The 25,562-nt window shown below is 66.0% G+C and carries 21 protein-coding genes and 2 tRNA genes; 5 read left to right on the top strand and 18 right to left on the bottom strand.

Features of this window, described 5'->3' with window-relative positions:
* Positions 1-95: 95 nt before the first annotated feature.
* The 5 genes from pheS to thrS form a co-directional block, all read right to left on the bottom strand.
* Positions 96-1,091 (bottom strand): phenylalanine--tRNA ligase subunit alpha, encoded by a 996-nt coding sequence (gene pheS / locus AC06FA_RS13550; protein WP_416056997.1) that lies wholly within the window; start codon positions 1,089-1,091, stop codon positions 96-98.
* 198 nt (positions 1,092-1,289) lie between these two features.
* Positions 1,290-1,649: a 50S ribosomal protein L20 gene (gene rplT / locus AC06FA_RS13545; RefSeq protein WP_005410435.1), complete on the bottom strand. Its 360-nt coding sequence runs from the start codon at positions 1,647-1,649 to the stop codon at positions 1,290-1,292.
* Positions 1,650-1,660: 11 nt separating this feature from the next.
* Positions 1,661-1,858 (bottom strand): 50S ribosomal protein L35, encoded by a 198-nt coding sequence (rpmI, locus tag AC06FA_RS13540; RefSeq protein ID WP_002811096.1) that lies wholly within the window; start codon positions 1,856-1,858, stop codon positions 1,661-1,663.
* 253 nt (positions 1,859-2,111) lie between these two features.
* Complete coding sequence (infC, locus tag AC06FA_RS13535; RefSeq protein WP_478068751.1) at positions 2,112-2,654, bottom strand: translation initiation factor IF-3; 543 nt, start codon at positions 2,652-2,654, stop codon at positions 2,112-2,114.
* Between the two features lie 48 nt (positions 2,655-2,702).
* On the bottom strand, positions 2,703-4,604 hold the full coding sequence (gene thrS, locus AC06FA_RS13530) for a threonine--tRNA ligase (protein WP_478068750.1): 1,902 nt from the start codon (positions 4,602-4,604) through the stop codon (positions 2,703-2,705).
* A gap of 422 nt (positions 4,605-5,026) precedes the next feature.
* Between thrS and AC06FA_RS13525 the strand changes: the two genes are divergently transcribed.
* The 3 genes from AC06FA_RS13525 to AC06FA_RS13515 are packed head-to-tail and all read left to right on the top strand — an operon-like array spanning position 5,027 to position 7,156.
* Entirely contained in the window at positions 5,027-5,323 is a 297-nt protein-coding gene (locus AC06FA_RS13525) for a hypothetical protein (RefSeq protein WP_478068749.1), read from the top strand.
* The gene (locus tag AC06FA_RS13520) at positions 5,323-5,586 is read left to right on the top strand and encodes a hypothetical protein (RefSeq protein WP_478068748.1); all 264 of its coding nucleotides are present in this window, start codon (positions 5,323-5,325) and stop codon (positions 5,584-5,586) included. The genes AC06FA_RS13525 and AC06FA_RS13520 overlap by 1 nt, the downstream gene beginning before the upstream one ends.
* A 10-nt stretch (positions 5,587-5,596) precedes the next feature.
* Positions 5,597-7,156, top strand: coding sequence for a PepSY-associated TM helix domain-containing protein (locus tag AC06FA_RS13515; RefSeq protein ID WP_478068747.1), 1,560 nt, complete (start codon positions 5,597-5,599; stop codon positions 7,154-7,156).
* Positions 7,157-7,384: 228 nt separating this feature from the next.
* On the opposite strand, the gene AC06FA_RS13510 is transcribed toward AC06FA_RS13515, so the two are convergent.
* Complete coding sequence (locus AC06FA_RS13510) at positions 7,385-8,575, bottom strand: glycoside hydrolase family 18 protein (RefSeq protein WP_478068746.1); 1,191 nt, start codon at positions 8,573-8,575, stop codon at positions 7,385-7,387.
* Positions 8,576-8,780: 205 nt separating this feature from the next.
* Here AC06FA_RS13510 and AC06FA_RS13505 point away from each other — a divergent pair, with 205 nt between their 5' ends.
* A complete protein-coding gene (locus AC06FA_RS13505) occupies positions 8,781-9,758 on the top strand; it encodes a hypothetical protein (RefSeq protein ID WP_478068745.1) in 978 nt (325 codons plus the stop codon).
* Between the two features lie 161 nt (positions 9,759-9,919).
* Positions 9,920-10,972 (top strand): serine hydrolase domain-containing protein, encoded by a 1,053-nt coding sequence (locus tag AC06FA_RS13500; protein WP_478068744.1) that lies wholly within the window; start codon positions 9,920-9,922, stop codon positions 10,970-10,972.
* Here the strand turns inward: AC06FA_RS13500 and AC06FA_RS13495 are convergent.
* The 12 genes from AC06FA_RS13495 to AC06FA_RS13440 all read right to left on the bottom strand — a co-directional run bounded on the left by AC06FA_RS13495 (position 10,941) and on the right by AC06FA_RS13440 (position 25,554).
* Positions 10,941-12,509: a winged helix-turn-helix domain-containing protein gene (locus AC06FA_RS13495; RefSeq protein WP_478068743.1), complete on the bottom strand. Its 1,569-nt coding sequence runs from the start codon at positions 12,507-12,509 to the stop codon at positions 10,941-10,943. The two genes, AC06FA_RS13500 and AC06FA_RS13495, sit on opposite strands and share 32 nt — an antisense overlap.
* A gap of 135 nt (positions 12,510-12,644) precedes the next feature.
* Positions 12,645-14,753 carry a polyribonucleotide nucleotidyltransferase gene (pnp, locus tag AC06FA_RS13490; RefSeq protein ID WP_108750207.1) on the bottom strand — a complete coding sequence of 703 codons (2,109 nt, stop codon included), beginning with the start codon at positions 14,751-14,753 and terminating at the stop codon, positions 12,645-12,647.
* 150 nt (positions 14,754-14,903) lie between these two features.
* Positions 14,904-15,164 carry a 30S ribosomal protein S15 gene (gene rpsO, locus AC06FA_RS13485; RefSeq protein ID WP_005410445.1) on the bottom strand — a complete coding sequence of 87 codons (261 nt, stop codon included), beginning with the start codon at positions 15,162-15,164 and terminating at the stop codon, positions 14,904-14,906.
* A gap of 173 nt (positions 15,165-15,337) precedes the next feature.
* On the bottom strand, positions 15,338-16,246 hold the full coding sequence (truB, locus tag AC06FA_RS13480) for a tRNA pseudouridine(55) synthase TruB (protein ID WP_478068742.1): 909 nt from the start codon (positions 16,244-16,246) through the stop codon (positions 15,338-15,340).
* A 107-nt stretch (positions 16,247-16,353) separates the two neighbouring features.
* Positions 16,354-16,737 (bottom strand): 30S ribosome-binding factor RbfA, encoded by a 384-nt coding sequence (gene rbfA / locus AC06FA_RS13475; protein WP_312708167.1) that lies wholly within the window; start codon positions 16,735-16,737, stop codon positions 16,354-16,356.
* A 225-nt stretch (positions 16,738-16,962) separates the two neighbouring features.
* Positions 16,963-19,608 carry a translation initiation factor IF-2 gene (gene infB, locus AC06FA_RS13470; RefSeq protein ID WP_478068741.1) on the bottom strand — a complete coding sequence of 882 codons (2,646 nt, stop codon included), beginning with the start codon at positions 19,606-19,608 and terminating at the stop codon, positions 16,963-16,965.
* 92 nt (positions 19,609-19,700) lie between these two features.
* A complete protein-coding gene (gene nusA / locus AC06FA_RS13465) occupies positions 19,701-21,212 on the bottom strand; it encodes a transcription termination factor NusA (protein WP_478068740.1) in 1,512 nt (503 codons plus the stop codon).
* 4 nt (positions 21,213-21,216) lie between these two features.
* Positions 21,217-21,807 carry a ribosome maturation factor RimP gene (gene rimP / locus AC06FA_RS13460; RefSeq protein WP_108753687.1) on the bottom strand — a complete coding sequence of 197 codons (591 nt, stop codon included), beginning with the start codon at positions 21,805-21,807 and terminating at the stop codon, positions 21,217-21,219.
* 399 nt (positions 21,808-22,206) lie between these two features.
* Positions 22,207-22,283 (bottom strand) — tRNA-Met (locus AC06FA_RS13455).
* 82 nt (positions 22,284-22,365) lie between these two features.
* Positions 22,366-22,442, bottom strand: a tRNA-Met gene (locus AC06FA_RS13450).
* A 127-nt stretch (positions 22,443-22,569) separates the two neighbouring features.
* Positions 22,570-24,030, bottom strand: coding sequence for an NADH-quinone oxidoreductase subunit NuoN (gene nuoN / locus AC06FA_RS13445; RefSeq protein ID WP_478068739.1), 1,461 nt, complete (start codon positions 24,028-24,030; stop codon positions 22,570-22,572).
* A 15-nt stretch (positions 24,031-24,045) separates the two neighbouring features.
* Complete coding sequence (locus AC06FA_RS13440; protein ID WP_478068738.1) at positions 24,046-25,554, bottom strand: NADH-quinone oxidoreductase subunit M; 1,509 nt, start codon at positions 25,552-25,554, stop codon at positions 24,046-24,048.
* Between the last annotated feature and the right edge of the window lie 8 nt (positions 25,555-25,562).

Genomic DNA, 25,562 nt, shown 5'->3' with positions numbered 1-25,562 from the left:
CACCCTGGTGGGCCCGGCGCATGCGCCTGGGCCTGCGAATTTAGGAGCAGTCGATTCAGGAACCGTCGAGCAAGCTCGACTCTACGGGTCGGCGCTTACGCGAACTGCTTGAGGAACCGCACGTCGTTTTCGAAGAACGCGCGCAGGTCGTTCACGCCATAGCGCAGCATCGCAAAACGCTCCACGCCCAGGCCGAAGGCGAAGCCGGTGTAGCGCTCGGGGTCGATGCCCACGTTGCGCAGCACGTTCGGGTGCACCATGCCGCAGCCCAGCACTTCCAGCCAACGCGTGCTGCCGTCGGGCTGCTGCCAGGCAATGTCCACTTCAGCGCCCGGTTCCACGAACGGGAAGTAGCTGGGGCGGAAGCGCATCTCGAAATCGCGCTCGAAGAACGCGCGCACGAACTCGGCCAGCGTGCCCTTCAGGTCGGCGAAGGTGGAATGCTCGTCCACCAGCAGGCCTTCCACCTGGTGGAACATCGGCGAATGGGTCTGGTCGCTGTCGCTGCGGTATACCTTGCCGGCGGCGATCATGCGCAGCGGCGGCTGGTGCTCGCCCATGTAGCGCACCTGCACACCCGAGGTATGCGTGCGCAGCAGGCGGCCGTCACCGAAATAGAAGGTGTCGTGCATGGCCCGCGCCGGATGGTGCGGCGGGAAGTTCAGCGCTTCGAAGTTGTGCCAGTCATCCTCGATCTCCGGCCCCTCGGACAGCTCGTAGCCCAGTCGGCCGAAAATGCCGGTGATGCGCTCCAGGGTGCGGGTGATCGGGTGCAGGCCCGCGCGGTCGCCATTGCGGCCCGGCAGGGTGATGTCGATGGCCTCGGCGGCCAGGCGTGCATCCAACGCCGCATTTTCCAGCAGCGCCTTGCGCTCGCCCAGCGCGCTGGACAGCGCGTCACGGGCCTGGTTGATTGCTTCGCCGGCCGCCTTGCGCTCATCGGCTGGCAGGGTGCCCAGCTGCTTCAGCTGCGCGGTGATGCTGCCGCTCTTGCCGAGCAGGGCCACGCGCAGCTGTTCCAGCACGTCGGGGCTCTGTGCGGCGGCCACGTCGGCCAGCGCCTGGGTGGTGAGGGATTGGATGTCGCTCATGGGGGGCCGGAACTCCAGTCGGTCTGCCATCGCGATGCGCGAAGGGCCGACCCCTGTCGCCACCGCCGGTCCCCGCAACGCGCGCCTGCGGCATTGCCGGAACCCAAAAAAAAGAATGGGGAAGGACTTGCGCCCTTCCCCATGCATTGCCTCTACCTGACACCGTTCACCGTGAACGGAAACGGCATCGGGAAGGACTTATGCCGCCAGTGCGCCCTTGGCCTTTTCGGCCAGCGCAGCAAAACCAGCTGCGTCGTGCACGGCGATATCAGCCAGGACCTTGCGGTCCAGGGTGATGCCGGCCTTCAGCAGGCCGTTCATGAAGCGGCTGTAGCTCAGACCGTTGATGCGGGCAGCCGCATTGATACGGGTGATCCACAGCGAACGGAAGTTGCGCTTCTTCTGCTTACGGCCGATGTAGGCGTACTGCTGTGCCTTGATGACCGCCTGCTTGGCGACGCGGAAGACCTTGCGACGGGCATTGTAGTAGCCCTTGGCGAGATCCAGAATCTTCTTGTGGCGGCGACGCGCCTGTACGCCACGCTTAACTCGTGCCATTTTTCAGTTCCTCAGAGGTAAGGGAGCATACGATCCAGACGGCCGGCGTCTTCTGCGCGGACGTGGTTCGTCTGACGCAGGTTACGCTTACGCTTGGTCGCTTTCTTCGTGAGGATGTGGCTACGGTTGGCGTGGCCGCACTTGTACTTGCCCGAGGCGGTCTTGCGGAAACGCTTGGCCGCTGCCCGGTTGGTCTTGATCTTGGGCATTGCAATGTCCTTGATGGGGGTGACCCTGGTTTCTGACTGATCTGGCGGTGGCCATTGCCACTCTTTCCGTCCTGCCATGATCGGCGTACGACCCGTCCTGGGTGGGTCGAGCCGGGCATGATACAGGCAAAACCGCCCTGTCACCAGCCCTTTCGACCCATTCCGTGCACATCCGCAAATGCAAAGGGACGCCAACGGCGTCCCTTTACACTGAACCGTTCAGCCAGGCGCCCGAAGGGCGGCCCGTCAGGCGTCAGGTCTTCTTCTTCGGCGCGATCATCATCACCATCTGGCGGCCTTCCAGACGCGGACGGCTTTCAATGATGATGTCTTCGCCCAGATCGGTTTCGATCCGGTTGGCCATCTCACGACCCAGTTCCTGGTGGCTCATTTCACGGCCACGGAAGCGGATGTTGACCTTGATCTTGTCACCGTCTTCGAGGAAACCGCGCATCTTGCGCAGCTTGATCTGGTAGTCGCCCTCGTCCGTGACCGGACGGAACTTCACTTCCTTGATCTCGACCTGCTTGGTCTTCTTCTTGGCCTCGCTGGCCTTCTTCTGCGCTTCGAACTTGAACTTGCCGAAGTCCATGATCTTGCAGACCGGCGGATCGGCCTGCGGCTGGATTTCGACCAGGTCCAGGCCTTCATCTTCGGCCATGGACAGCGCTTCGTCGCGCGACAACACGCCGATCATTTCTCCGTCACTGCCGATCACGCGGACGCGCGGCACACGGATTTCCTGATTCCTGCGGTTCTGTTTGTTGTCAGGGGTGCTGATATTACGTTCTCCCAAGGGTATCGAACCGGCCCGGGTGCCTATGCCCCCGGACCGGACCTTTGCTTACGCGCCCTCGGCCTGCAGCCGTTCGATGAAGGCCTGCAGGCTCATGCTGCCCAGGTCTTCGCCAGAACGCGTACGCACCGCCACAGCCCCATTTTCCTTCTCGCGGTCACCAATGACCAGCAGGTAAGGCACGCGCTGCAACGTATGCTCGCGGATTTTATAGCCGATTTTCTCGTTACGCAAATCCGAGCTGACGCGGAAGCCTTGCTCCGCAAGGGTTTGGGTCACGCCCTTGACGTATTCAGCTTGGGCGTCGGTGATATTGGCCACCACCACCTGGGTCGGCGCCAGCCAGGCCGGGAACTGGCCGGCATGGTGCTCGATCAGGATGCCCAGGAAGCGCTCCATCGAACCGACGATGGCCCGGTGCAGCATGACCGGGTGCTTTTTCTGGCTGTTCTCGTCCACGTACTCGGCGCCCAGGCGGCCAGGCATCATGAAATCGACCTGCATGGTGCCCAGCTGCCAGGTACGGCCGATGGCGTCCTTCAGGTGGTACTCGATCTTCGGGCCGTAGAAGGCGCCCTCGCCCGGCAGCTCCTGCCATTCCACGCCGCAGCTGGACAGCGCCGAACGCAGCGCGCCTTCGGCCTTGTCCCAGGTGGCATCGTCGCCCAGGCGCGATTCCGGACGCAGCGCGATCTTGATCTGGATCTCGTCGAAGCCGAAGTGCTGGTACACCGCCAGCGCCTGCTGGTGGAACGCGGTCACTTCCGATTCGATCTGGCTTTCGGTGCAGAACACATGGCCGTCGTCCTGGGTGAAACCACGCACGCGCAGGATGCCGTGCAGCGCGCCGGACGGCTCGTTGCGGTGGCAGGAACCGAATTCACCGTAGCGGATCGGCAGATCGCGGTAGCTGTGCAGGCCCTGGTTGAACACCTGCACATGTCCCGGGCAGTTCATCGGCTTGACCGCGTAGGTGCGCTTCTCCGATTCGGTGAAGAACATGTTGTCCTGGTAGTTGTCCCAGTGGCCGGACTTCTTCCACAGGCTCACGTCCAGGATCTGCGGGCAGCGCACTTCGCCGTAGCCGCTGCTGCGGTAGACCTTGCGCATGTACTGCTCGACCACCTGCCACAGCGCCCAGCCCTTGGGGTGCCAGAACACCAGGCCCGGCGCCTCTTCCTGCAGGTGGAACAGGTCCTGCTGCTTGCCGATGCGGCGGTGGTCGCGCATTTCGGCTTCTTCGATGCGCTTGATGTAGGCCTCAAGCTGCTTCTTGTCGGCCCAGGCGGTGCCATAGATGCGCTGCAGCTGTTCGTTCTGCGCGTCGCCACGCCAGTACGCGCCGGAGATGCGGGTCAGCTTGAAGGCCTTCAGGAAGCGCGTGTTGGGCACGTGCGGGCCGCGGCACATGTCCACGTATTCCTGGTGGTAGTACATGCCCATGGCCTGGATATCGTCGGACATGTCCTCGATCAGGCGCAGCTTGTAGTCCTCGCCGCGGGCCTTGAAGATCTCGATCACTTCCGCGCGCGGGGTCACCTTCTTGATGACGTCGTAGTCCTGGGCAATCAGTTCGCCCATGCGCTTTTCGATGGCGGCCATGTCTTCCGGCGTGAACGGGCGCTCGGAATAGATGTCGTAATAGAAGCCCTCGGCAATGACCGGGCCGATCACCATCTTCACGTCCGGGTACAGCTGCTTGACCGCATGGCCAACCAGGTGGGCGCAGGAGTGGCGGATGATTTCCACACCCTCCTCGTCCTTGGCAGTGATGATGCGCAGCGATGCGTCCTCGCTGATGACGTCGCTGGCATCGACCAGCACGCCATCGACCGAACCGGCGATGGTGGCCTTGGCCAGGCCGGCGCCGATCGACTGGGCGACGTCCATGACGCTGACGGGGTTTTCAAATTCGCGGCGGCTGCCGTCGGGAAGGGTGATGTTGATCATCGATAGGGCTTCGTGCGGGGCCCGCGCTGCGGGCTGGAATGCAGTCCCGGGCGGACGCCCGGGCAATAAAAAAGCGCCACGAGGGCGCCTGGAAAAGGGCCTTCGGGGGCAGATCAGCGATGGGCGGTGGTAGTGCTCATGTCGCACGCTCGGCCGGCGCATCGGCGCGGGCCACCTTGTTCCAGAGGGTCAGGCACTGATCTTAAACCAGCGCACGGCAAAGCCCAAGCGCCTGCGCGCACGACTGAATGGGACGTGCTGGCGGGGTGAAATAGCAATGATTACCATGTGCGGGCCGCGCAGCCGATGCCCGCCTGCCCGCTTGCCCAGGACCCCGTGATGCGCCACCCGCCTCGACCGGCCGCCGCCGGCCCCGCCCGTGACCCGCAGCCGATGGCCTGGCGCCAGCACGGGAACCGCCGATGATCACGGTGGCCCTGTCCAGCCTGGGCTTCTGCAGCCTGGGCCTGCTGGCCTCGATGTTCTCGACGCTGGCCTTCTATGCCGCCTCGCCGCACTGCCGTTGGCCGCGCCTGCGCCGCGCCGGGCGCCTGGGGCGGCAGATCGGGCTGGTGGCCGCCGCCGCCGCACTGTGGCTGTGGATGGCCGAACTGGGCTTCGCCACCGGGCTGGTGGTGATGCTGTGCACGTGGATGCTGACGGCCCTGCTGCTGCCGGCGCTGGCCGCCTGGCACCGGCCTGGCGGGGAGCCACGCTGATGTGGATGCGCGCCTTCGCCGGCCTGCTGGCCGGATTCCTCCTGGCCGCTGCGGCCACCGGCCTGCTGACCTGGCTGCCGCCCGGGCCGTGGACCCGCGCGCTGGTTCCGGGCCTGATCGCCTTCGTGCCGCTGTGGATGCTGGCCGCGTTGTGGGCCTTCAGCTTCCGCTCGCCCACCCGCGCCTGGCTGGTACTGTCGGCGTGCGCCGCCGCCGGCTTCCTTGCCCTGTGGCTGCTGCGCCTGACCGGCGCGGTGCAGTGAGACTTCCCGCATGAAATTCAGTTCGCAGACCCTGCGCACCTTCACCACGCTGCATACCTGGGTTGGCCTGGTGGCCGGCTTCGGCCTGTTCGTGGCCTTCTATGCCGGCGCATTGACCCTGTTCCACCACGATCTGCCGCTGTGGCAGACGCCGGGTGCCGCCTCTGCCCTGCCCGCCGGGCTGGACGATGCGCAGTACCTGCTCGATGACGTGCTGGCCCAGCACGCCGAGGCGCGGCGGCACGTCGGCATGACCTTCCCCGGCGCCGACCACCCGCGTCCGCTGGCGTACTGGCAGGCCGACGATGGCAGCTGGCGCTACGCCTGGCCGGGCCACACCGCCGGCAGCGCCACGCCGCCGCAGACCGGCCTGGCCGAGCTGGTGAACGAGCTGCACTACAGCCTGGGCCTGCCGGTGGCGGGCCTGTACGTGATGGGCATCGTCAGCCTGTTGTACGGCATGGCCCTGCTCAGCGGCCTGGTCATCCACCTGCCCAAACTGCTGGGCGACCTGTTCGCGCTGCGGCCGGGCCGCAACCTGAAGCAGATGTGGCAGGACGCGCACAACGTGATCGGCGTGCTCAGCCTGCCCTTCCATCTGATGTTCGCGGTGACCGGCGCCCTGCTGTGCCTGGTGTTCATCCAGATTGCCCTGCTGAACCCGCTGATCTACGAGGGCAAGGCGATGCAGGCCGTACCCGCGGCCATGGATACGGCGCCGGTGCGCGAGGCCAGCGGCGTGCCGACCGCGCCGGGCAGCCTGCGGCTGCTGCATGCGCGTGCCGTCGAAACCGCCCGCGCGCAGGGCGTGAGCGATTTCGAACCGGCTTACCTGAAGCTGGCCAACGGCGGCGACAGCCGTGCCACCATCGAGATCACCGGCGAATCCAGCGGCACGCTGGGACCGCTGGGCTCGGTAGCGCTGGACGTGGCCACCGGCGAGGTGCTGGCGACCCAGTTGCCGGGACGGCGCGATGCCAACCACGCGACGTTGAGCGCGGCCTATGCCCTGCACTTCGGCGAGTTCGGCAACGGCGTGGTGGTCTGGCTGTACTTCCTACTGGGGCTGGGCGGTGCCTTCCTGTTCTATTCCGGCAACCTGCTGTGGATCGAATCGCGGCGCAAGCGGCGCCAGGTCGAGCAGCCGCGCAGCGGGGTCAACATGGCGCGGGCCACGGTGGGCGTGTGCATCGGCCTGTGCGTGGCGATTTCGGTCGCCTTCATCACTGCACTGGTGCTGGAACGGGTCGCACCGGCCAGCGTGGACCACGGCATCCGCTGGGCCTGTTTCGGCACGTGGGCGGCGTGCGCGCTATGGGCGGCACTGCGCCGCCCGGCCCAGGCCGCGCGTGAACTGCTGTGGGCGGCGGCGATCAGCACGGCGCTGGTACCGGTGGCGCATGGCGCGCTCAATGGCGATTGGCTGTGGCTGGCCGCAGGGCGCGGGCACTGGCCGCTGTTCTGGATCGACGTGGTGGCACTGGCCATGGCCGCCGGCTTTGCGCGGCTGGCAGTGGCCAGCCACCGCCGCGCGCGCAACGGTGACCCGAACAGCGTCTGGGCGAATTGACCCTTCCGCCGGGCATGGCCCGGCGCACTACGGCTCGCCTCGGTAGAGTCGAGCTTGCTCGACTGCTGTTGCTCCGCGCCCCGGTAGAGTCGAGCTTGCTCGACTGCTGTTGCTTCGCGCCCCGGTAGAGTCGAGCTTGCTCGACTGCTGTTGCTTCGCGCAAAGGGCAGTCGAGCATGGCTCGACTCTACAATGGCACGTTCGTGGCCCAGATACGCAGGGGCCGGCTCAATCGCCGACACGGGCCTTCTGCCACGGCGCCAGCATCGCGTTGAGCAGGCTGGCCTGTTCGTCGTCGCCGGTCAGCTCCCACATGAACACGCCCGCCAGGCCCTGCTCACGCGCGAACTGCGCCCGCAGTGCGATCGAACGCGGGTCTTCATAGCTGATGAACACTTTCTGTGTGGCGTTGTACAACCACGGGCTCTGCGCCTGCGGCTGCCAATGCCGGGTCCAGCCTGGCTGATCAAGATAACGCGCCTTGATCACCCGCCAGTCGCCGGCATCGGCCGGTGCGCTGTAGGCCTGGTAGAGGCCGTCGGCGGCATCGCCAGTGACCTTGAAGCCACGCCCGTAGAACGGCACGCCCAGCACCAGCTTGTGCGCCGGCACGCCGTGTTCGCGGTAGTACTGCACCGCGCCGGCCACGTTGTTCCAGCGCCGCAGTTCCGGTGCCAGCGGATCGGAGGGCACTTCCTGCAACGGCGCATTGAAGGTGGACACCGCCGAGAAGCCGGTGCCCATGTCGTAGCTCATCAGGTTGATGAAATCCAATACCTCGGCCAGCGCCGGCAGGTCGTAGCTCGCCGCCGGGTCGTACGGGCCATCGGTCTGCAGGCGACCGGCAGCCAGCGCTGCGGTCAGCAGCATCGGCTGCCCTGCCCTGCGGCCGCGCGCATCCAGCGCCACGCGGAAGGCCTGCGCCAGACGGGTCAGGTTGGCGCGATCCTGCGGACGATGTGCCAGCTCCTTCGGGCCGCCACTGACCGGGAACTCCCAGTCGATGTCCACGCCATCGAAGCTGCCCGCATGGCGATCAAAGAACAGCGCCATGCATGAATCGACCAGGCGCTTGCGGCTGGCCTCGGTCAGCGCCGCATCGGAGAACCCGCCCGCGCCCCAGCCGCCGATGGAGATCAGCGTGCGCAGGTGCGGATGGGCCTTTTTCAGCGCCGCCAGTGCTTCGAAGTGCTTCGCTGCGTCCGCACCGATCGTGCAACGCCCCTCCTTGAGGGTGGAGAACGCGTAGAACAGGTGGGTCAGCCGATCAGCCGGAATACGCGAGACCGGATAGCGCTCGGCAGAGCCACCGGGGTAGTACGCACCGACTATCGGCGGCGGTGCCGGTGCGGCCCGTGCGACCGTGGACAGAGCGCCGACGATCAGCACGGCAAGGACGGCGACGGACTGGCGGAACATGGCACCTCCCGGGTCAATGACGCAGCCACGTTAGCAAACGCATGGCGCCGCGGCGCGGATGTCCGGTCATGTCGTCCAATGGACACCCGGCGTGTACTGGAAACAGCCACGGACCGGGCTGAGCCGCGTACAAAGCCCGTTACGGCAGGACAGCATGCGACCGTCCTGCGCTATGGTGGCGCTGGAATTTAAACGGCACATGGACATGACCGCAGAACACAACGCAGACGACGAACTGCTGGACGAGCAGACGCTGGAAAAGCTGCAGGCACTGGAAGCGCGTGCCTATGCCGCGTTCGACGACGGCGACCTGCGCGATGCAGCCAGCCTGTTCGGCGAACTCGTCGAACAGACGCCCGAGATTCCCCATCTGCACTACATGCGCGGATTGGCCCACAAATACCTGCGTGACTGGCACGCGTCGCTGCGCGACAACCTGCAGTCGGAACAACGGCGCGATGCGTTTGACGAAGCCACTGCGTGGAATGCCGCTATTGCCGCGACCGGCGCCGGCGACTGGGCCGAAGCACGCCGGCAGTGGAACCGCTGTGGCATCACCCTGCCGGAAGGCGAAGGCCCGATCGAAGGCAACTTCGGCGTGGCCTGCGTACGCCTGGCGCCTTGGTCGGACGCCGAAGTGGTGTACATGACGCGCATCGATCCGGTGCGTGCACGCATCGACAACGTGCCACTGCCGGAAAGCGGCTTCCGCTTCGGCGACATCGTGCTGCATGACGGTGCGTCGACCGGCCATCGCACCTACAGTGGAGACGAGGTGCCGGTGTTCAATGCGATGCAGCGCCTGCACCGTTCCGACATGGCGACCTTCACCGTGTTCGTACAGTGCGATTCCGCCGCTGACATCGCTGCCCTGCAGGCGCTGACCCTGCCCGGCATCGGCATGGTCGAGGATTGGACCGCCAACATCCGCCGGCTGTGCCGTCGCTGCAGTTATGGCACCCCGCACCAGCATGACGGCGAGGCACAGGCCGCCGCGGACGGCACCTGGACGCGCGCGCGCGATCTGGGCATCGCCGCGCAGGGCCGGGCGGCGGTCGAGAAGCTGCTGGCGACCTGGGTCGCGGCGGCACCGGGACGGGTCCTGGAGGCGATCGAACAGCGCGAGCATCCGCTGAGCGATCCCGAGCCGGGCCAGGTCTGGTGGCTGGGGGAAGAAGAGTAGAGTCGAGCTTGCTCGACTGCTTCTGCGTCCATCAGTCGAGCAAGCCCGGCGCTACCTGCAGAGGCTTGCCACACAAGGCCTTCAGAATTCTTCAGCCGGATTTCCAGCACTTCAGACGGCGCTCTGGCCGAATCAGGGCTCCTTTCAGCGGAGCCTTGCCGATGCGTACGATCACCCCCCTCATCCTGCTGCTGTGCACCACCCTGCCCTGCACCGCCGCGCCATTGGATACGGCGCGCCTGAAGGCGCTGGAACAGGCCATCGCCAGCGATGAACTCAAGCAGATCCGCAGCGTGCTGCTGCAGGTCGACGGCAAGGTGGTCTACGAGGGCTACTTCAACGGCGCCGACGCGCAGACCCTGCATGACGTGCGCTCGGCCAGCAAGAGCGTGACCGCACTGCTGGTGGGTGCCGCCATCGGCCAGCATCGGCTTCCGGGGGTCCAGGCCCGCGTGTACGACTACTTCCCCACCTACACCGCCCGGCACACCGTTGATCCTCGCCTGCGCGCCACGACCGTGCAGGATCTGCTGACCATGAGCAGCCTGTGGGAATGTGATGACGAGAATCCATTCTCGGCCGGCAACGAGGAGCGCATGTATGTCGGCGAGCGCTGGCTGGACTTTGCACTGGGCCTGCCAGTGAAGGGGTTTGCCCCCTGGATGCAGCGACCGCAGGACAGCCCACATGGCCGCGCATTCGCCTACTGCACCGCCAACACCTTCGTGCTCGGCGCCCTGCTCGAGCAGGCGACGGGCCAGCCGTTGGCCGACTTCGCCGCCACGGCGCTGGAGCGCCCGCTGGGGATCACCGAGCGGCACTGGAACCGTTCGCCCGAAGGCATCGGCATGGGCGGCGGCGGCACCCGCTACCGCAGCCGCGATCTGGCACGGTTTGGACAACTGGTACTCGACCAGGGCCGTTGGCAAGGCCAGCAACTGGTCCCGCAGGACTACATCGAGGCGATGGTGCAGGCACAAGCGGCCACTGCCGATGGCAGCGATTACGGTTACCAGTGGTGGGGCCTGAAACTGGAAGTGCGGGGTTCATCGCGCACCGTTTGGGCGATGTCCGGCAACGGGGGCAACTATGTGTTCGTGCTGCCCGAACTACGGGCGGTCGCGGTGGTCACCAGCCAGGCGTTCAACCGCAGCTTCGCCCACCCGCAGTCGCGGCGCATCCTTACCGAGTTCCTGCTGCCGGCGCTGGACTGAGGCTGGCCACATCTTCCGGCCGCCAGCCGGCGGCCAGCACCTGCGCGCGCTGGCCGGCGATGTCGGCATCAAGACGGTCCAACAGTGCCGGCCAGGCCGGCGCGCTTCGCAGGGGCACGAACAAGGGCGTCGCACGCAACCACGCCGCGTCGCGGAAGCCACCCTCGACGGCCTGCTGCAGCGCCGCCACCGCGTCATCGGCCCGGCCCTGCGCCTGCAGCAGCAAGGCCCGTTCGATGGCCGCATCGGGCCAGCCATCCCCGGCACCTGCTTCAGCACTCAGCTGCTGCAGGCGCTGGTTGATCCATGCGGCCTGCACCGGTTGCTCGCCATGCAGGGCCGCCAGGGTCTGGCCAAGCGACTGTTGCGGCCGCAGTTGCCGGCCCCGTTCGAAGGCCTCGGCTGCCGCCGCCCGGTCGCCTGCCAACAGCGCAAGCTCGCCCTGCAGGCGCCTCAGCTGCGGATGCGGCGTGCCACGTGCCAGGGCTTCGTCCAGCGCCTGCCGCGCCTGCTGCGGCGCCCCTGCCAGGTACAGGCTGCGCGGCCAGGCGATGTTGGAGAACACATTGTCCGGGTACAGCTGGAAGCTGCGGGCGTGGCGCTGTGCAGCTACCTGGGTGAAGCCAAGCAGTTCCAGCTCACGCGCAACCTGCACGTCACGGAAGCGCACACGCTCAGGCGCCTTCAGCGACAGGTTCTCGCGCAGTGCACTGGCCAGCTCGCCGCGCTCCTGCTGCAGATAGGCCAATGACGCGCGGCTGCGCTCGTCGCTGGGGTCCAGCGCGATGGCACGACGGTAGCCGGCCATGGCCTGGTGCATGTCGCCCAGGCAATCGTGGGCGTAACCCCACAAGGCATGCGCGGCGGATTCACCCGGTGCGCGCTGGCGCTCCTGCTCCGCCAATGCCAGCGCCTCTTTCATCTGCACAGGGCTGCCATTGAACAGACACCCCTGCGCCGACAGGGCGCGTGACAGACCCCGCCGGGCCAGCACGGATTCCGGGTCGGTCTGCAATGCCTGCCGGTACAGGCTGATCGCCCGTTCGTTGTTGCTGGCTTGGCCGATGCTGGCGTAATAGTCGGCACGCTGCAGCAATGACTGCGCTGCGCCCGGCGGAGCTGGCTGCGGCCACAACATCAGCGTGGCGCCGACGCCCAGCAGCACGGCCACCGACGCAGCCAGCGCGGTCCAGCGGCCCCTGCGTGATCCGGGCGCGGGGGCCGCGACCGGTAGCGGCGGCGCACACAACTGGTAACCGCGCCCGCGCACCGAACGGATGTAGCGCGGGTTGCGGCCGTCGTCACCCAGCGCCTGGCGGAGCAGCTTTACCCGTTGGCTGATCGCGTCTTCGCCCACGACCGCCGGCGCCCAGACCTGGGCGGCCAGGGTGTCGAAATCCACGACATCCGTGCCGTGGGCAAGCAGCACGTCCAACAGCGTCCAGCTCAGGCCGCTGACGGGCAAGGTCTCACCGTCGCGACGGACCCGTTGCGACGGGCGATCGATCTGCAGGTCGAGCAGGCGCAGGGTGTCCATGGCCGCAGCATAGCGGCAAGACCGGGGGCGGAGCGCAGGCAAAGAAAAAGCGGGCCGAAGCCCGCTTTTTCATTTCAGCGATTCCAGAAGCGTGTCAACCAAGGTTGACACCTACCGTAATCGGCCGGAGGCCGATTACTCGGCGCTGGCGCCTTCGCCTTCTTCAACGGCCTTCATCGACAGGCGGATACGGCCCTGCTTGTCGACTTCCAGCACCTTGACCTTGACCACATCGCCTTCCTTCAGCACGTCGCCGACCTTCTCGACGCGGTCGCTGGAGATCTGCGACACGTGCACCAGGCCGTCCTTGCCCGGCAGGATGGTGACGAACGCACCGAAGTCCATGATCTTGGCGACCTTGCCTTCGTAGATGCGGCCCGGCTCGACGTCCGAGGTGATCTGCTCGATGCGGGCCTTGGCGGCCTGGGCAGCGATGGCGTTGACCGAAGCGATGACGATGGTGCCGTCATCCTGGATGTCGATCTGGGTGCCGGTTTCCTTGGTGATGGCCTGGATGGTCGAACCACCCTTGCCGATCACTTCGCGGATCTTGTCCGGGTGGATCTTGATGGTCAGCAGGCGCGGCGCGTAGTCCGACAGCTCTTCGCGCGGCGCGGTCAGGCCGTGGGCCATTTCGCCCAGGATGTGCAGACGGCCAGCCTTGGCCTGCTGCAGTGCCTGCTTCATGATCTCTTCGGTGATGCCTTCGATCTTGATGTCCATCTGCAGGGCGGAGATGCCCTCAGCGGTACCGGCCACCTTGAAGTCCATGTCGCCCAGGTGATCTTCGTCACCCAGGATGTCGGACAGGACGACGAAGCGATCGCCTTCCTTGACCAGACCCATGGCGATACCGGCCACCGGCGCCTTCACCGGCACGCCGGCGTCCATCAGGGCCAGCGACGAGCCGCAGACCGAAGCCATCGACGAGGAACCGTTCGACTCGGTGATTTCCGAGACGACGCGGATGGTGTACGGGAAGGCTTCCAGCGACGGCATGACAGCCAGCACGCCGCGCTTGGCCAGGCGACCGTGGCCGATTTCGCGGCGCTTCGGGCCCATCATGCGGCCGCACTCACCCACCGAGAACGGAGGGAAGTTGTAGTGGAACAGGAAGTTTTCCTTGTACTCACCGGCAACGGCGTCGATGACCTGGCCGTCACGGGCGGTGCCCAGGGTGATGGTCACGATGGCCTGGGTTTCGCCGCGGGTGAACAGCGAGGAACCGTGGGTACGCGGCAGCACGCCGGTCTTCACGGCGATCGGGCGGACGGTGTCCAGCGCACGGCCGTCGATGCGGACCTTGGTGTCCAGCACCGAGTCACGCATGGTGCGGTATTCCAGCTCGCCGAATTCCTTCGACAGCTCAGCCGGGTTCCAGCCTTCGGCGGCCACGCGGCCAGCCAGGCTTTCGACCACGTCCTTCTTGATCGCCGAGATGGCGTCACGGCGCTGCAGCTTGTCGCGCACCTGGAAGGCTTCGCCCAGGCGCGGGCCGATGGCTTCCTTCAGGGCGCCGATCAGCACGTCGTTCTTGGCCGGGGCTTCCCAGGTCGACGGCTTGGTGCCGGCTTCGACGGTCAGCTCGTTGATCGCGTTGATGACCTTCTGCATTTCGCGGTGACCGAAGGTCACGGCGCCCAGCATCACTTCTTCGGACAGCAGCGCGGCTTCGGATTCGACCATCAGCACGGCGTTGGAGGTACCGGCGACGACCAGTTCCAGCTGCGAGTCAGCCAGTTCGCTGACGGTCGGGTTCAGGATGTACTCGCCGTTCTTGTAGCCGACCTTGGCAGCGCCGATCGGACCCATGAACGGGGTGCCGGCCAGGGCCAGGGCAGCCGAGGCGCCGATCAGGGCCGGGATGTCGCCGTCCACGTCCGGGTTCAGCGACATGACCGTGGCGATGATCTGCACTTCGTTCTTGTAGTCTTCCGGGAACAGCGGACGGATCGGACGGTCGATCAGGCGCGAGATCAGGGTTTCCTTCTCGGTCGCACGGCCTTCACGCTTGAAGAAACCACCCGGGATACGGCCGCCGGCGTAGAACTTTTCCTGATAATCGACGGTCAGCGGGAAGAAGTCCTGGCCTTCGCGCGCGCTCTTGGCGGCGACGGCGGTGACCAGCAGTACGGTGTCGTCCATCTTGACGATGACGGCACCGCTGGCCTGACGGGCGACTTCGCCGGTCTCAAGCGTGACGGTGTGCTTGCCGTACTGGAAGGTTTTGGTGATTTTTGCCACGGAGGGTGTCCTTGGGGATGCTGTCTGCGAGTTGGACCGTCGGCGACCCTTGCCGCCTGCGGGTGGCCGGATCGTTCCGGCCTGAATCGGGGATTACGGTGCTACAAAACAAAACCGCGGCGCATCGCTGCGCCGCGGGGGATTCGTTGCTTAGCGACGCAGGCCAAGCTTTTCAATCAGGGCCTTGTAACGCTCGACGTCCTTCTTCTTCAGGTAGTCGAGCAGGCTGCGACGGCGGTTGACCATCTGCAGCAGGCCGCGGCGGCTGTGGTGGTCCTTCTTGTGGGTCTTGAAGTGGCCGGTCAGCAGCTCGATGCGGGCGGTCAGCAGGGCGACCTGCACTTCCGGGGAGCCGGTGTCAGCCGAGCTGCGCTTGTTGTCTTCAATGACCTTCTGGGTGTCGATCGACATTTCTTTTTTCTCTGTGATGCGTGGCCGGCAGGAACGCGCTTCGCGCACCGCCAGGCTCGCCGTGGACTACGAGGATGAAACCTGCCGGGGCAGGCTGCCGGAAAACGGCCGCGAAATTGTAACGGTCAGGGCCCGGCGGAACAAGGACCCGGGCTGAATGCGGCCCGGTCCGGTCAGAGGTTGAAGCGCCGCTGCGGGGCCAGCAGGCCACCGTCATCGACCTGGCCCAGGCCCTGCGGGATGCCGTCAGGCCCGAACACCGCCACCAGACCGTGCGGCCAGCCGACATCGCGCTGGCGCTGGCCCACGCAGAAGCGGTGCGCCTGGTCGGCGTCCAGTTCGACCCGCGGGTATTCGGCCAGGCCCGCCGCCAGCGGCAGCAGCAGCGCGTCCATGCCGGCCTCGTCGCCGGCCTCGACCATCGCCCGCAGCTGGTCCAGGGTCACCATGGCCGGCGCCCGGAACGGTTCGACCCACAGCCGCCGCAGCGCGCTGATGTGCGCGCCACAGCCCAGCGCCTCGCCCAGATCGCGGGCCAGGCTGCGGATGTAGGTGCCCGAGCCGCAGGTCACGCGCAGGCGCAGGCGCTCGTCCTGCTGCTCCAGCACCTCGATGGCATGCACCTGGACCTCACGCTCCGGGGCCTCGATGGCCTCGCCGCGGCGGGCCTTCACATACAACGGTTCACCGCCCTGCTTCAGCGCCGAATAGATCGGTGCGCGCTGGCGGATGCTGCCGGTAAGGGGGGCCAGCGCAGCCTGCAGGGCGTCTGCGCTGATGGCCGGCACCGGGCGCTGCAGCAGCACCTGGCCTTCGGCATCATCGGTATCGGTGGTCTGGCCGAGCACGATCTCGGCGTCATACGCCTTGGCCGAGCCGAGCAGCAGGCCGGCGATCTTGGTCGCTTCGCCAAAGCACAGCGGCAGCAGGCCGGTCGCCAACGGGTCGAGGCTGCCGGTGTGGCCGCCCTTCTCTGCGCGGAACAGGCGGCGTGCCACCTGCAGGGCGGCGTTGGAGCTCATGCCGGTCGACTTGTCGAGCAGCAGGATGCCATCCAGGCGGCGGAACTGAATTCGGGTCATGACAGGATTTCGTAGAGTCGAGCCATGCTCGACTGCCGCAGCGCTGCCTGCAGCAGACACCGCGCAGCGGGAATGCAACAACGCCGGGCAGGCCCGGCGTCGCGCGATTATTCTTCGTCGCTCTCGCGACGCTTCTCGGCGGCCAGCGTATCGGGCAGGTCGCGCAACAGGTTGTCGATGTGCTCACCACGATCGACCGAATCGTCGTAGTGGAAATGCAGCTCGGGCACATGACGCAGCTTCATTGCACGGGCCAGGTCCATGCGCAGGCGGTAACCCAGTTCCTTCAGGCCCTTGACGGCCTCGGCCGAGCGTTCCGGCATCAGCGCGGTGACAAACACCTTCGCATGGGCCATGTCGCGGGTGATTTCCACGTCGGACACGCTCACCGATGGCAACCCATGCTCGCGCACGGCGTTGTGCACCAGGGTGCCGAGTTCACGGCGCAGCTGGGCGGAGACACGGTCGGTTCGATGGAAAGTCTTGGGCACGCGTGAGGCTCTTGATTTGAATGTGACCCGACCAAGGTCGGGCCCTACCAGGGATGCTGACCCGACCAAGGTCGGGCCCTACCAGGGATGGTGACCCGACCAAGGTCGGGCCCTATCAGGGATGGTAACCCGACCAAGGTCGGGCCCTACCAGGGAGGCAACCCGACCAGGTTCGGGCCCCACCGGGGTGGCGGACCGGCCCGCGGGGGCCGGCCCGTTACAGCATTACAGGGTGCGCGGCACTTCGATACGCTCGAAGCACTCGATCTGGTCACCCGGCTTGACGTCGTTGTAGGCCTTCACCGCGATACCGCATTCGGTACCGTTGCGGACTTCCTCGACGTTCTCCTTGAAGCGACGCAGCGATTCCAGCTCGCCCTCGAAGATGACCACGCTGTCGCGCAGCACGCGGATCGGCTTGTTGCGCTTGACCACGCCCTCGATGACCATCGAGCCGGCCACGGCACCCAGCTTGGAGCTGCGGAACACGTCGCGGACCTCGGCGATACCGATGATTTCTTCGCGGATTTCCACGCCCAGCAGACCGGAGGCCACCTGCTTAACCTGGTCGATCACGTCATAGATGATCGAGAAGTAACGCAGGTCCACGCCGTTGGATTCGATGATGCGACGGGCCGAAGCGTCCGCACGCACGTTGAAGCCGATGACGGTGGCCTTCGAAGCAGCCGCCGAGTTGGCGTCCGATTCGGTGATGCCGCCCACGCCGGAGTGGATCACGTTGATGCGGATGTCCTCGTTGGACAGCGCGACCAGTGCCTGGCTCAGGGCCTGCACCGAACCCTGCACGTCGGCCTTGATGACCAGGTTGAGGACCTGCTGGCCCTCGCCCTTGCCCAGGGTCGCCATGATGTCTTCCATGCGGCTGCCAGCGGTGGCCACCAGGCGCGATTCACGGCGCTTGGTCTCACGCTGCTGGGCAACGTCCTTGGCCAGGCGCTCGTCCTCGACCACCACGAAGTCGTCACCGGCTTCCGGCACGCCGGACAGACCCAGGACCTGCACCGGGATGGACGGGCCGGCGAATTCCGGCTGCTTGCCGGTTTCGTCGAACAGCGCACGCACGCGGCCGTACTGGATGCCGCACACCAGGTAGTCGCCCTTCTTCAGGCGGCCCTGCTGCACCAGCACGGTAGCGACCGGGCCACGGCCCTTGTCCAGCGACGATTCGATCACCACGCCCGAGGCGCGGCCTTCGTCGACGGCCTTCAGTTCCAGCAGTTCGGCCTGCACCGACACGGCGTCCAGCAGGTCGTCGATGCCCAGACCGGTCTTGGCCGAGATCTCCACCATCTGGATATCACCACCGAAGTCTTCGGCCACGACCTGCTCGGACAGCAGTTCGTTCTTGACCCGCATCGGGTCGGCACCGGACTTGTCGATCTTGTTGATCGCCACGATCAGCGGCACACCGGCCGAACGGGCGTGCTGGATCGCTTCCTTGGTCTGCGGCATGACGCCGTCGTCGGCCGCCACCACCAGCACCACGATGTCGGTCAGCTTGGCACCGCGGGCACGCATCGAGGTGAACGCGGCATGGCCCGGGGTATCCAGGAAGCTGATGACGCCCTTGGGCGTGTCAACGTGGTACGCACCGATGTGCTGGGTGATGCCGCCGGCTTCGCCGTGGGCGACCTTGGTGCGGCGGATGTAATCCAGCAGCGAGGTCTTGCCGTGGTCGACGTGGCCCATGATGGTGACCACCGGCGGACGCTGCACGGCTTCGCCCTGGTTTTCACCGGTCGAGGCCAGCAGTGCGTCTTCGGCGTCGTTGTCATTGGCACGGATCGCCTTGTGGCCGAGTTCTTCGGTCACCAGCGCAGCGGTGTCGTGGTCGATGGACTGGGTGATGGTGGCCATCACGCCCATCTTGAACAGCGCCTTCACCACCTCGCCGCCCTTCAGCGCGAGCTTCTGCGCCAGGTCGGCCACGGTGATGGTTTCGCCGATCGCCACTTCACGCACCACCGGTGCGGTCGGACGCTCGAACGCGTGCGGGCCGGCATTGTTGCCACCACGCGACATGTCACGACGACCGCCGCTCTGGTTGCGGCCACCCGGGCGACCCCGGGTGTTGCTGTTGTTGCTGTTGCCACGACGCGCACGATCGGCTGCCGACAGGTGCATCTGGCCGGCGAAACGATCGCCCGGGCCACGCTCGTTGCGCGGCGCACTGCGGTTGTTGCGGTCGTCGCTGCGCGGCGGCGGCGGCGCACTACGCGGCGCAGCCGGAGCGGCGGCCGGGGTGCGCGGCGGGCGCGGCGCGGTTTCGTCGATCGGAGCGCGCTTGGGCTTGCTGGCGGCAGCCGCCTCGGCAGCCTTGGCGGCAGCCGCTGCTTCTTCGGCAGCCTTCTTCTCAGCCTCGGCGCGTTCCTTGGCAGCGGCCTCTTCCTCACGGGCACGGACGATGGCTTCGTCGCGCAGACGATCCTTCTCGGCCAGGGCCTGCTGTTCGGCAAGGTTGCGGGCGCGCGACTCTTCCAGCTTGCGCAGGATGTCGGCACGCTCTTCGTCCGGCGTCATCGGGCGCGCACCATCCTTGACGTAGGTACGCTTCTGGCGCACCTCGACATTCACGGTCGTCTTGCTGCGACCGGAATTGACCGTCACTTCCTGCTGTTTCCGGCGGTTGAGCGTGATCTTCTTTGCAGACTGATCGGTCTCTTCCGGAGCCTGCTCGGGCTTGCCATGCGAACGACGAAGGAAGCCCAGGAGCTTGACCTTCTCGGTGCTGGTCACGACCTGGTCCGGACCGCTGAACTTCATGCCGGCACCGGCCAGCTGTTCCAGCAGTTTTTCGACCGGCGTATTGACCAGTTCGGCAAGCTTGCGGATGGTGGTTTGCTGCGACATTCGGATCCTATGATCTTGTGGGCGCCCCCCCGCAGATGGAGGTGGCGCGGATTCTACGCCCTGATCGGCTCAGGGCCCTGTTCATTGCCGGCTCATTCGCCGCGTTCCAGTCGGGCGATCTCCTCGGCACGCGCGGCCAGGATCAGCGCCGCGGCGCGCTCCTGGTCCAGCCCTTCAATGCCGAAGTCCATGACCTCGTCGGCGGCCAGGTCGGAAAGCTCCTCGCTGGTACGCACGCCGTGGCCGGCCAGCGCATACGCGATGGCTTCGTCCATGCCCTTCAGGGACAGCAGGTCCTGCGCCGGCTGGCCGTCTTCAAGGCCTTCTTCGACTGCCAGGGCCTCATTGAGCAGCGCATCGCGGGCACGAGCGCGCAGCTCTTCGACGATGTCTTCGTCGAAACCTTCCACGGCCAGCAGTTCGCCGACCGGGACATATGCAATTTCCTCGACCGTGCCGAAGCCTTCGGTCACCAGGATGCCGGCGATTTCCTCGTCCACTTCCAGCTTGTCCATGAACAGCTGGCGGGCCGAGGCCTGCTCGGCTTCGGACTTGGCGGTCACCTGGTCCTGGGTCATCACGTTCAGCTGCCAACCGGTCAGGCGGCTGGCCAGGCGCACGTTCTGGCCGCCCTTGCCGATGGCCTGGGCCAGACGGTCTTCGGCCACGGCCAGGTCCATCGAGTGCTTGTCTTCATCGACGATGATCGACTGCACTTCGGCCGGCGCCATGGCGTTGATGACGAAGTTGGCCGGGCTCTCGTTCCACAGCACGATGTCCACGCGCTCGCCATTGAGCTCGTTGGACACCGCCTGCACGCGCGAACCACGCATGCCGATGCAGGCACCGATCGGATCGGTACGGGTATCGTGGGCCAGCACGGCGATCTTGGCGCGGTCGCCCGGATCGCGGGCGCAGGCCTTGATTTCCACCAGGCCCTGGCCGACTTCCGGCACTTCCAGCTTGAACAGCTCGATCATGAACTCCGGCGCGGCGCGGCTGATGAACAGCTGCGGGCCACGCGGTTCCGAACGCACTTCGGCCAGGTAACCGCGCACGCGGTCGCCGGCGCGCAGCACGTCGCGCGGAATGCCCTTGTCCTTCGGAATGAAGCCCTCGGCGTTGCCGCCCAGGTCCACATAGATGTTGCCGCGCTCGGCACGCTTGACCACGCCGGTGATCAGCTCACCCACGCGGTCCTTCCACGCATCGACCACCTGCTGGCGCTCGGCTTCGCGCACGCGCTGCACGATCACCTGCTTGGCGGCCTGGGCGGCGATACGGCCGAAATCCGGGTTTTCGATCTGCTCTTCAATGTAGTCGCCGACGTCCACGCCTTCGGCTTCGTCGACGGCGTCCATCAGGCGGATCTGCCGGTCCGGCGATTCCATGACCACGTCATCGGCCACCACTTCCCAGCGGCGGTAGGTTTCGTAGCTGCCATCCTTGTGGTCGATGACCACGCGGGTCAGCACTTCCTCGTCGGGATAGCGCTTCTTCGCTGCCGAAGCCAGGGCGGCCTCGATGGCATCGAAGATCACTTCACGCGGCACGCCCTTCTCGTTGGCGACCGCGTCCACTACCAGCAACAGTTCCTTGCTCATTGGCTCACTCCGCGCGCGGCTTCTTTGCCGCCGGCTCGTTGGAAGAAGAATTCTTGTCCGTCTTCGGACGCTTCGGCGCCGGGCCAGTCGGCTTGCTCGGGGCCAGGCCCAGGGCAACCCAATCCGGCATGATCCGGGCCTTGTCGATGTTGTCGGCCGACACCACCACTTCGGTCTTGTCGACGATGAAGGTGATGGTATCTGCGGCCTCGTCGGTCGCTTCGATGCGGCCCTGCAGGCGACGACGGTTGTCCTGCGGCAGCTTCAGCACGACCTTGGCCATTTCGCCCAGGTGACGGCCGAACTGCTCCAGGTTGAACAGCGGGCGATCGACGCCCGGCGAAGACACTTCCAGCGTGTAGTTGCCGCTGATCGGGTCTTCCACGTCCATCTGCGCGGACACTTCGCGGCTGACGCGCTCGCAGTCGTCCACGTTGATGATCCGCTCGGGCTGTTCAGCCAGCGGCACGTCGATGTAAAGGCGCAGGGTCGCACCGCCGGGGGCCGGCAGATACTCAACGCCCAGCAGCTCGAGGCCCAGCGACACAACGGTCGGGGCGAGCAGATTCGCGATGTCGGTTGCCTTGTCGCTCACAGCCTGCCTTGATCTCTTGGTTGGGTGCCGGCCACGGCCGGCAGGAAAACATGACGCCCCGGAAACGACAAAGGGCCCGCTGGGCCCCTTTTCCGGAAAGACTCCGGTGACTGGATTCCGGTTGCAGCACCGTATGGAAGCGTGCCGCGGCCCTCCTTCCGGGTCCGGACTCCCGCTGGGAGGCCGCCTTCAGGGGTACTGCTAGGCCGCTGATGATAGCGGCTGCACCGCGCTGGTGCAAGGCGGGAGGCCACCTGAAACCAACCGCTGCGCTCGCCGGGCATGGCCCGGCGCTACCGGGACAACGCGCGGCGGTAGCGCCGGGCCATGCCCGGCGGACCCACCGGCCCCCAAAGAAAAACGCCCTCGAAGCAGGACTTCGAAGGCGATCTCTTTACTTGGTAGCGGGGGCAGGATTTGAACCTGCGACCTTCGGGTTATGAGCCCGACGAGCTGCCAGACTGCTCCACCCCGCATCAGAAGCGGAATTATGAGTGATTGCTTCAAGACATGCAAGCCTTCCCTCATTCATCACACCGGTTGGCGCCGATATGAAGTTGGTAGCGGGGGCAGGATTTGAACCTGCGACCTTCGGGTTATGAGCCCGACGAGCTGCCAGACTGCTCCACCCCGCACCGGAAGTGTTTGAACTGCTGCCCTGCTCTTTCGAGGAGGGCTACCGCAACGATGTTCTGGCTGAACCGCTGCAGTGACAACTCAGGCTGCGCATATTACACGAATCGCGCAGCTTTGTGTCAACTTTTATGCAAGATGCGCAAAAGCCTTCTGGCACCAGACCATGATCGGGTTCCAGGACAGGCCCAGCGCCAGCAGCGCCAGTGCGTTCACGCCCAGCACCACGCCCAGCACGCGATCGTTGCTGCGCGGCATGGCCTCGCCCACCGGCTCATCGAAGTACATGACCTTGATGACGCGCAGGTAGTAGAAGCAGCCGACCACGGCGCACAGCACGCCGAGGATGGCCAGCCACAGCAGGCCACCGTTCACCGCAGCGCCCAGCACGGCCAGCTTGGTCCAGAAGCCCAGGAACGGCGGGATGCCGGCCAGCGACGCCATGATGCACAGCACCAGGCCGGCCATCCACGGGTTGCGGGCATTGAGGCCCTTGAAGTCTTCGATGTTCTCGGCTTCAAAGCCCGCACGGGACAGCGCGATGATCGCGCCGAACGCGGCGGTGGACATGATGGCGTAGGCCAGTGCGTAGAACAGCGCGGCCGCGTAGCCCTGCGCGCCGCCGCCGGCGATGCCCATCAGCAGGAAGCCGATGTGCGACACGGTGGAGAACGCGAGCATGCGCTTCAGATTGCTCTGCGCGATGGCCATCAGGTTGCCCAGCACCAGCGACACCGCGGCCAGGCCGCCAATCAGCAGCTGCAGTTCGGTGGACAGCGGACCCACGCCCATTTCCAGCAGGCGGTAGGCCATGCCGAACGCGGCCAGCTTCGGCGCCGAGCTGATGAACAGCGCGATCGGGGCCGGGGCACCCTGGTAGACGTCGGGCAGCCACATGTGGAAGGGCGCGGCACCGAGCTTGAAGGCGACGCCGGCGATCATGAACACCGCACCGGTGATCAGCAGCACGCGCTCTTCCGAGTGCGGGATGGCGTCACGGATGACGTCCAGGTGCAGGCTGCCGGTGGCGCCGTAGATCAGCGACATGCCGTACAGCAGCAGGCCCGAGGCCAGCGAACCCAGCACGATGTACTTCATCGCCGCTTCCGAGGCCAGACCGCTGTCGCGGTTGCTGGCGACCAGGGCGTAGGAGCACAGGGCCAGCAGTTCCAGGCCCAGGTAGACCATCAGCAGGCTGCCGGCCGAGACCAGGATCATCATGCCGGCCGTGCCGAACAGGATCAGCACCGGGATCTCGCCCTGGAACAGGTTGCGGTCACGCAGGTAGCGCCAGCCGTAGACCAGGGTCAGGCCGCTGAGCAGCACGATACCGGTCTTCATGACGTCGGCAGCCGTGTCGCGCACGAACATGCCGTGGAACACCTCGCCCTGCCCGCCCACGCCGGTTGCCAGCATGAACAGCACCACGGCCAGCGCCGCGAGCGAGAACAGATGGGTGACGATCTTGTTCCGGTTGCTGACGAACAGGTCGAGGATCATCAGGGCGAAGGCGCTGCCGATCAGCACCAGCTCGGGAGCGAGCGGTGGCAGGTCGGCGGCGGTCAATGGCAGCAGCGGCGAGGTGGTCATCATCAAATCCTGGAATTACAGCAGCTTGCTGGATGCGATCTGCATGGCCAGCTTGGCGATCGAGGGCTCCATCAGGTCGGTCAGCGGCTTGGGGTAGATGCCCAGAGCCAGCACGCCGACGGCGAACACGCCCAGCACCAGCCATTCGCGGCCGTTGATGTCCTTCAGTTCGGCCACGTGGCTGTTGGCCACTTCACCGAAGAAGATGCGCTTGTACAGCCACAGGGTGTAAGCCGCACCGATGATCAGGGTGGTGGCTGCGCCCAGGGCGATCCACGGGTTCCGCTGGAACGCCGACAGGATGACCATGAATTCACCGACGAAACCGCTGGTGCCCGGCAGACCGGCATTGGCCATGAAGAACAGCATGGCGAAGGTGGCGAACCAGGGCATGACATTCACCACGCCGCCGTAATCGGCGATGCGGCGGCTGTGCATGCGGTCATACAGCACGCCCACGCAGGAGAACATCGCGCCGGACACGAAGCCGTGCGAGATCATCTGCACCATTGCACCCTGCAGGCCCAGGCGGGCGGCATCGGCGTTGCCGGCCTCACGCACCAGCCACAGGGCAATGAAGGTACCCAGGGTGACAAAACCCATGTGCGCGATCGACGAATAGGCGATCAGCTTCTTCATGTCGTCCTGCACCAGGGCGACCAGACCCACGTAGATCACGGCAATCAGCGACAGCGCGATGACCAGCCAGGCCCATTCGTTGGAGGCGTCCGGCACGATCGGCAGGTTGAAGCGCAGGAAGCCGTAGCCACCGATCTTCAGCGCGATGGCGGCCAGGATGACCGAACCGGCGGTCGGCGCTTCCACGTGGGCGTCCGGCAGCCAGGTGTGCACCGGGAACATCGGCACCTTCACCGCAAAGGCGATCAGGAAGGCGAAGAAGATCCACGTCTGCTCGGTGGCCGACAGCTGCAGCGCGTACAGGTCGGCCAACTGGAAGCTGCCGCCCTTCATGTACAGGTAGATCAGCGCCACCAGCATCAGCACCGAGCCGAGGAAGGTGTACAGGAAGAACTTCAGCGCTGCGTAGATGCGGCGCGGGCCGCCCCAGACACCGATGATCAGGAACATCGGGATCAGCATCGCTTCGAAGAACACGTAGAACAGCATCGCGTCGGTGGCAGCGAAGATGCCGACGGTGACGCCTTCCAGGATCAGGAAGGCGGCCACGTACTGGTTCACGCGCTTGTTGATGGCGCTCCAGGCACCGATCAGGGCGAGCACGCTGACCAGAGTGGTCAGCAGGATCAGCGCCACGGCAATGCCGTCCACGCCCAGGTTGTAGCCGATGTTGTACGCCGGGATCCACGCGTGGGTCTCGACGTACTGCAGGGCATCGATGCCCGGATCGTAGCCGGCCAGCAGCGGCAGGCTTGCCGCGAAGGTCAGCAGCGCGACGCCCAGCGACGCCCAGCGGGCGGTCTGCGCATCACGGATCGCAAGGATCAGGGCACCGCCGATGATCGGCAGCCAGATGAGGACACTGAGTAGGGGCCAGTTCGACACGTCTTCTT

The organism is Stenotrophomonas sp. Steno-C17, from assembly GCF_056393165.1.
This window is presented reverse-complemented; position numbering and strand designations above follow the sequence as displayed.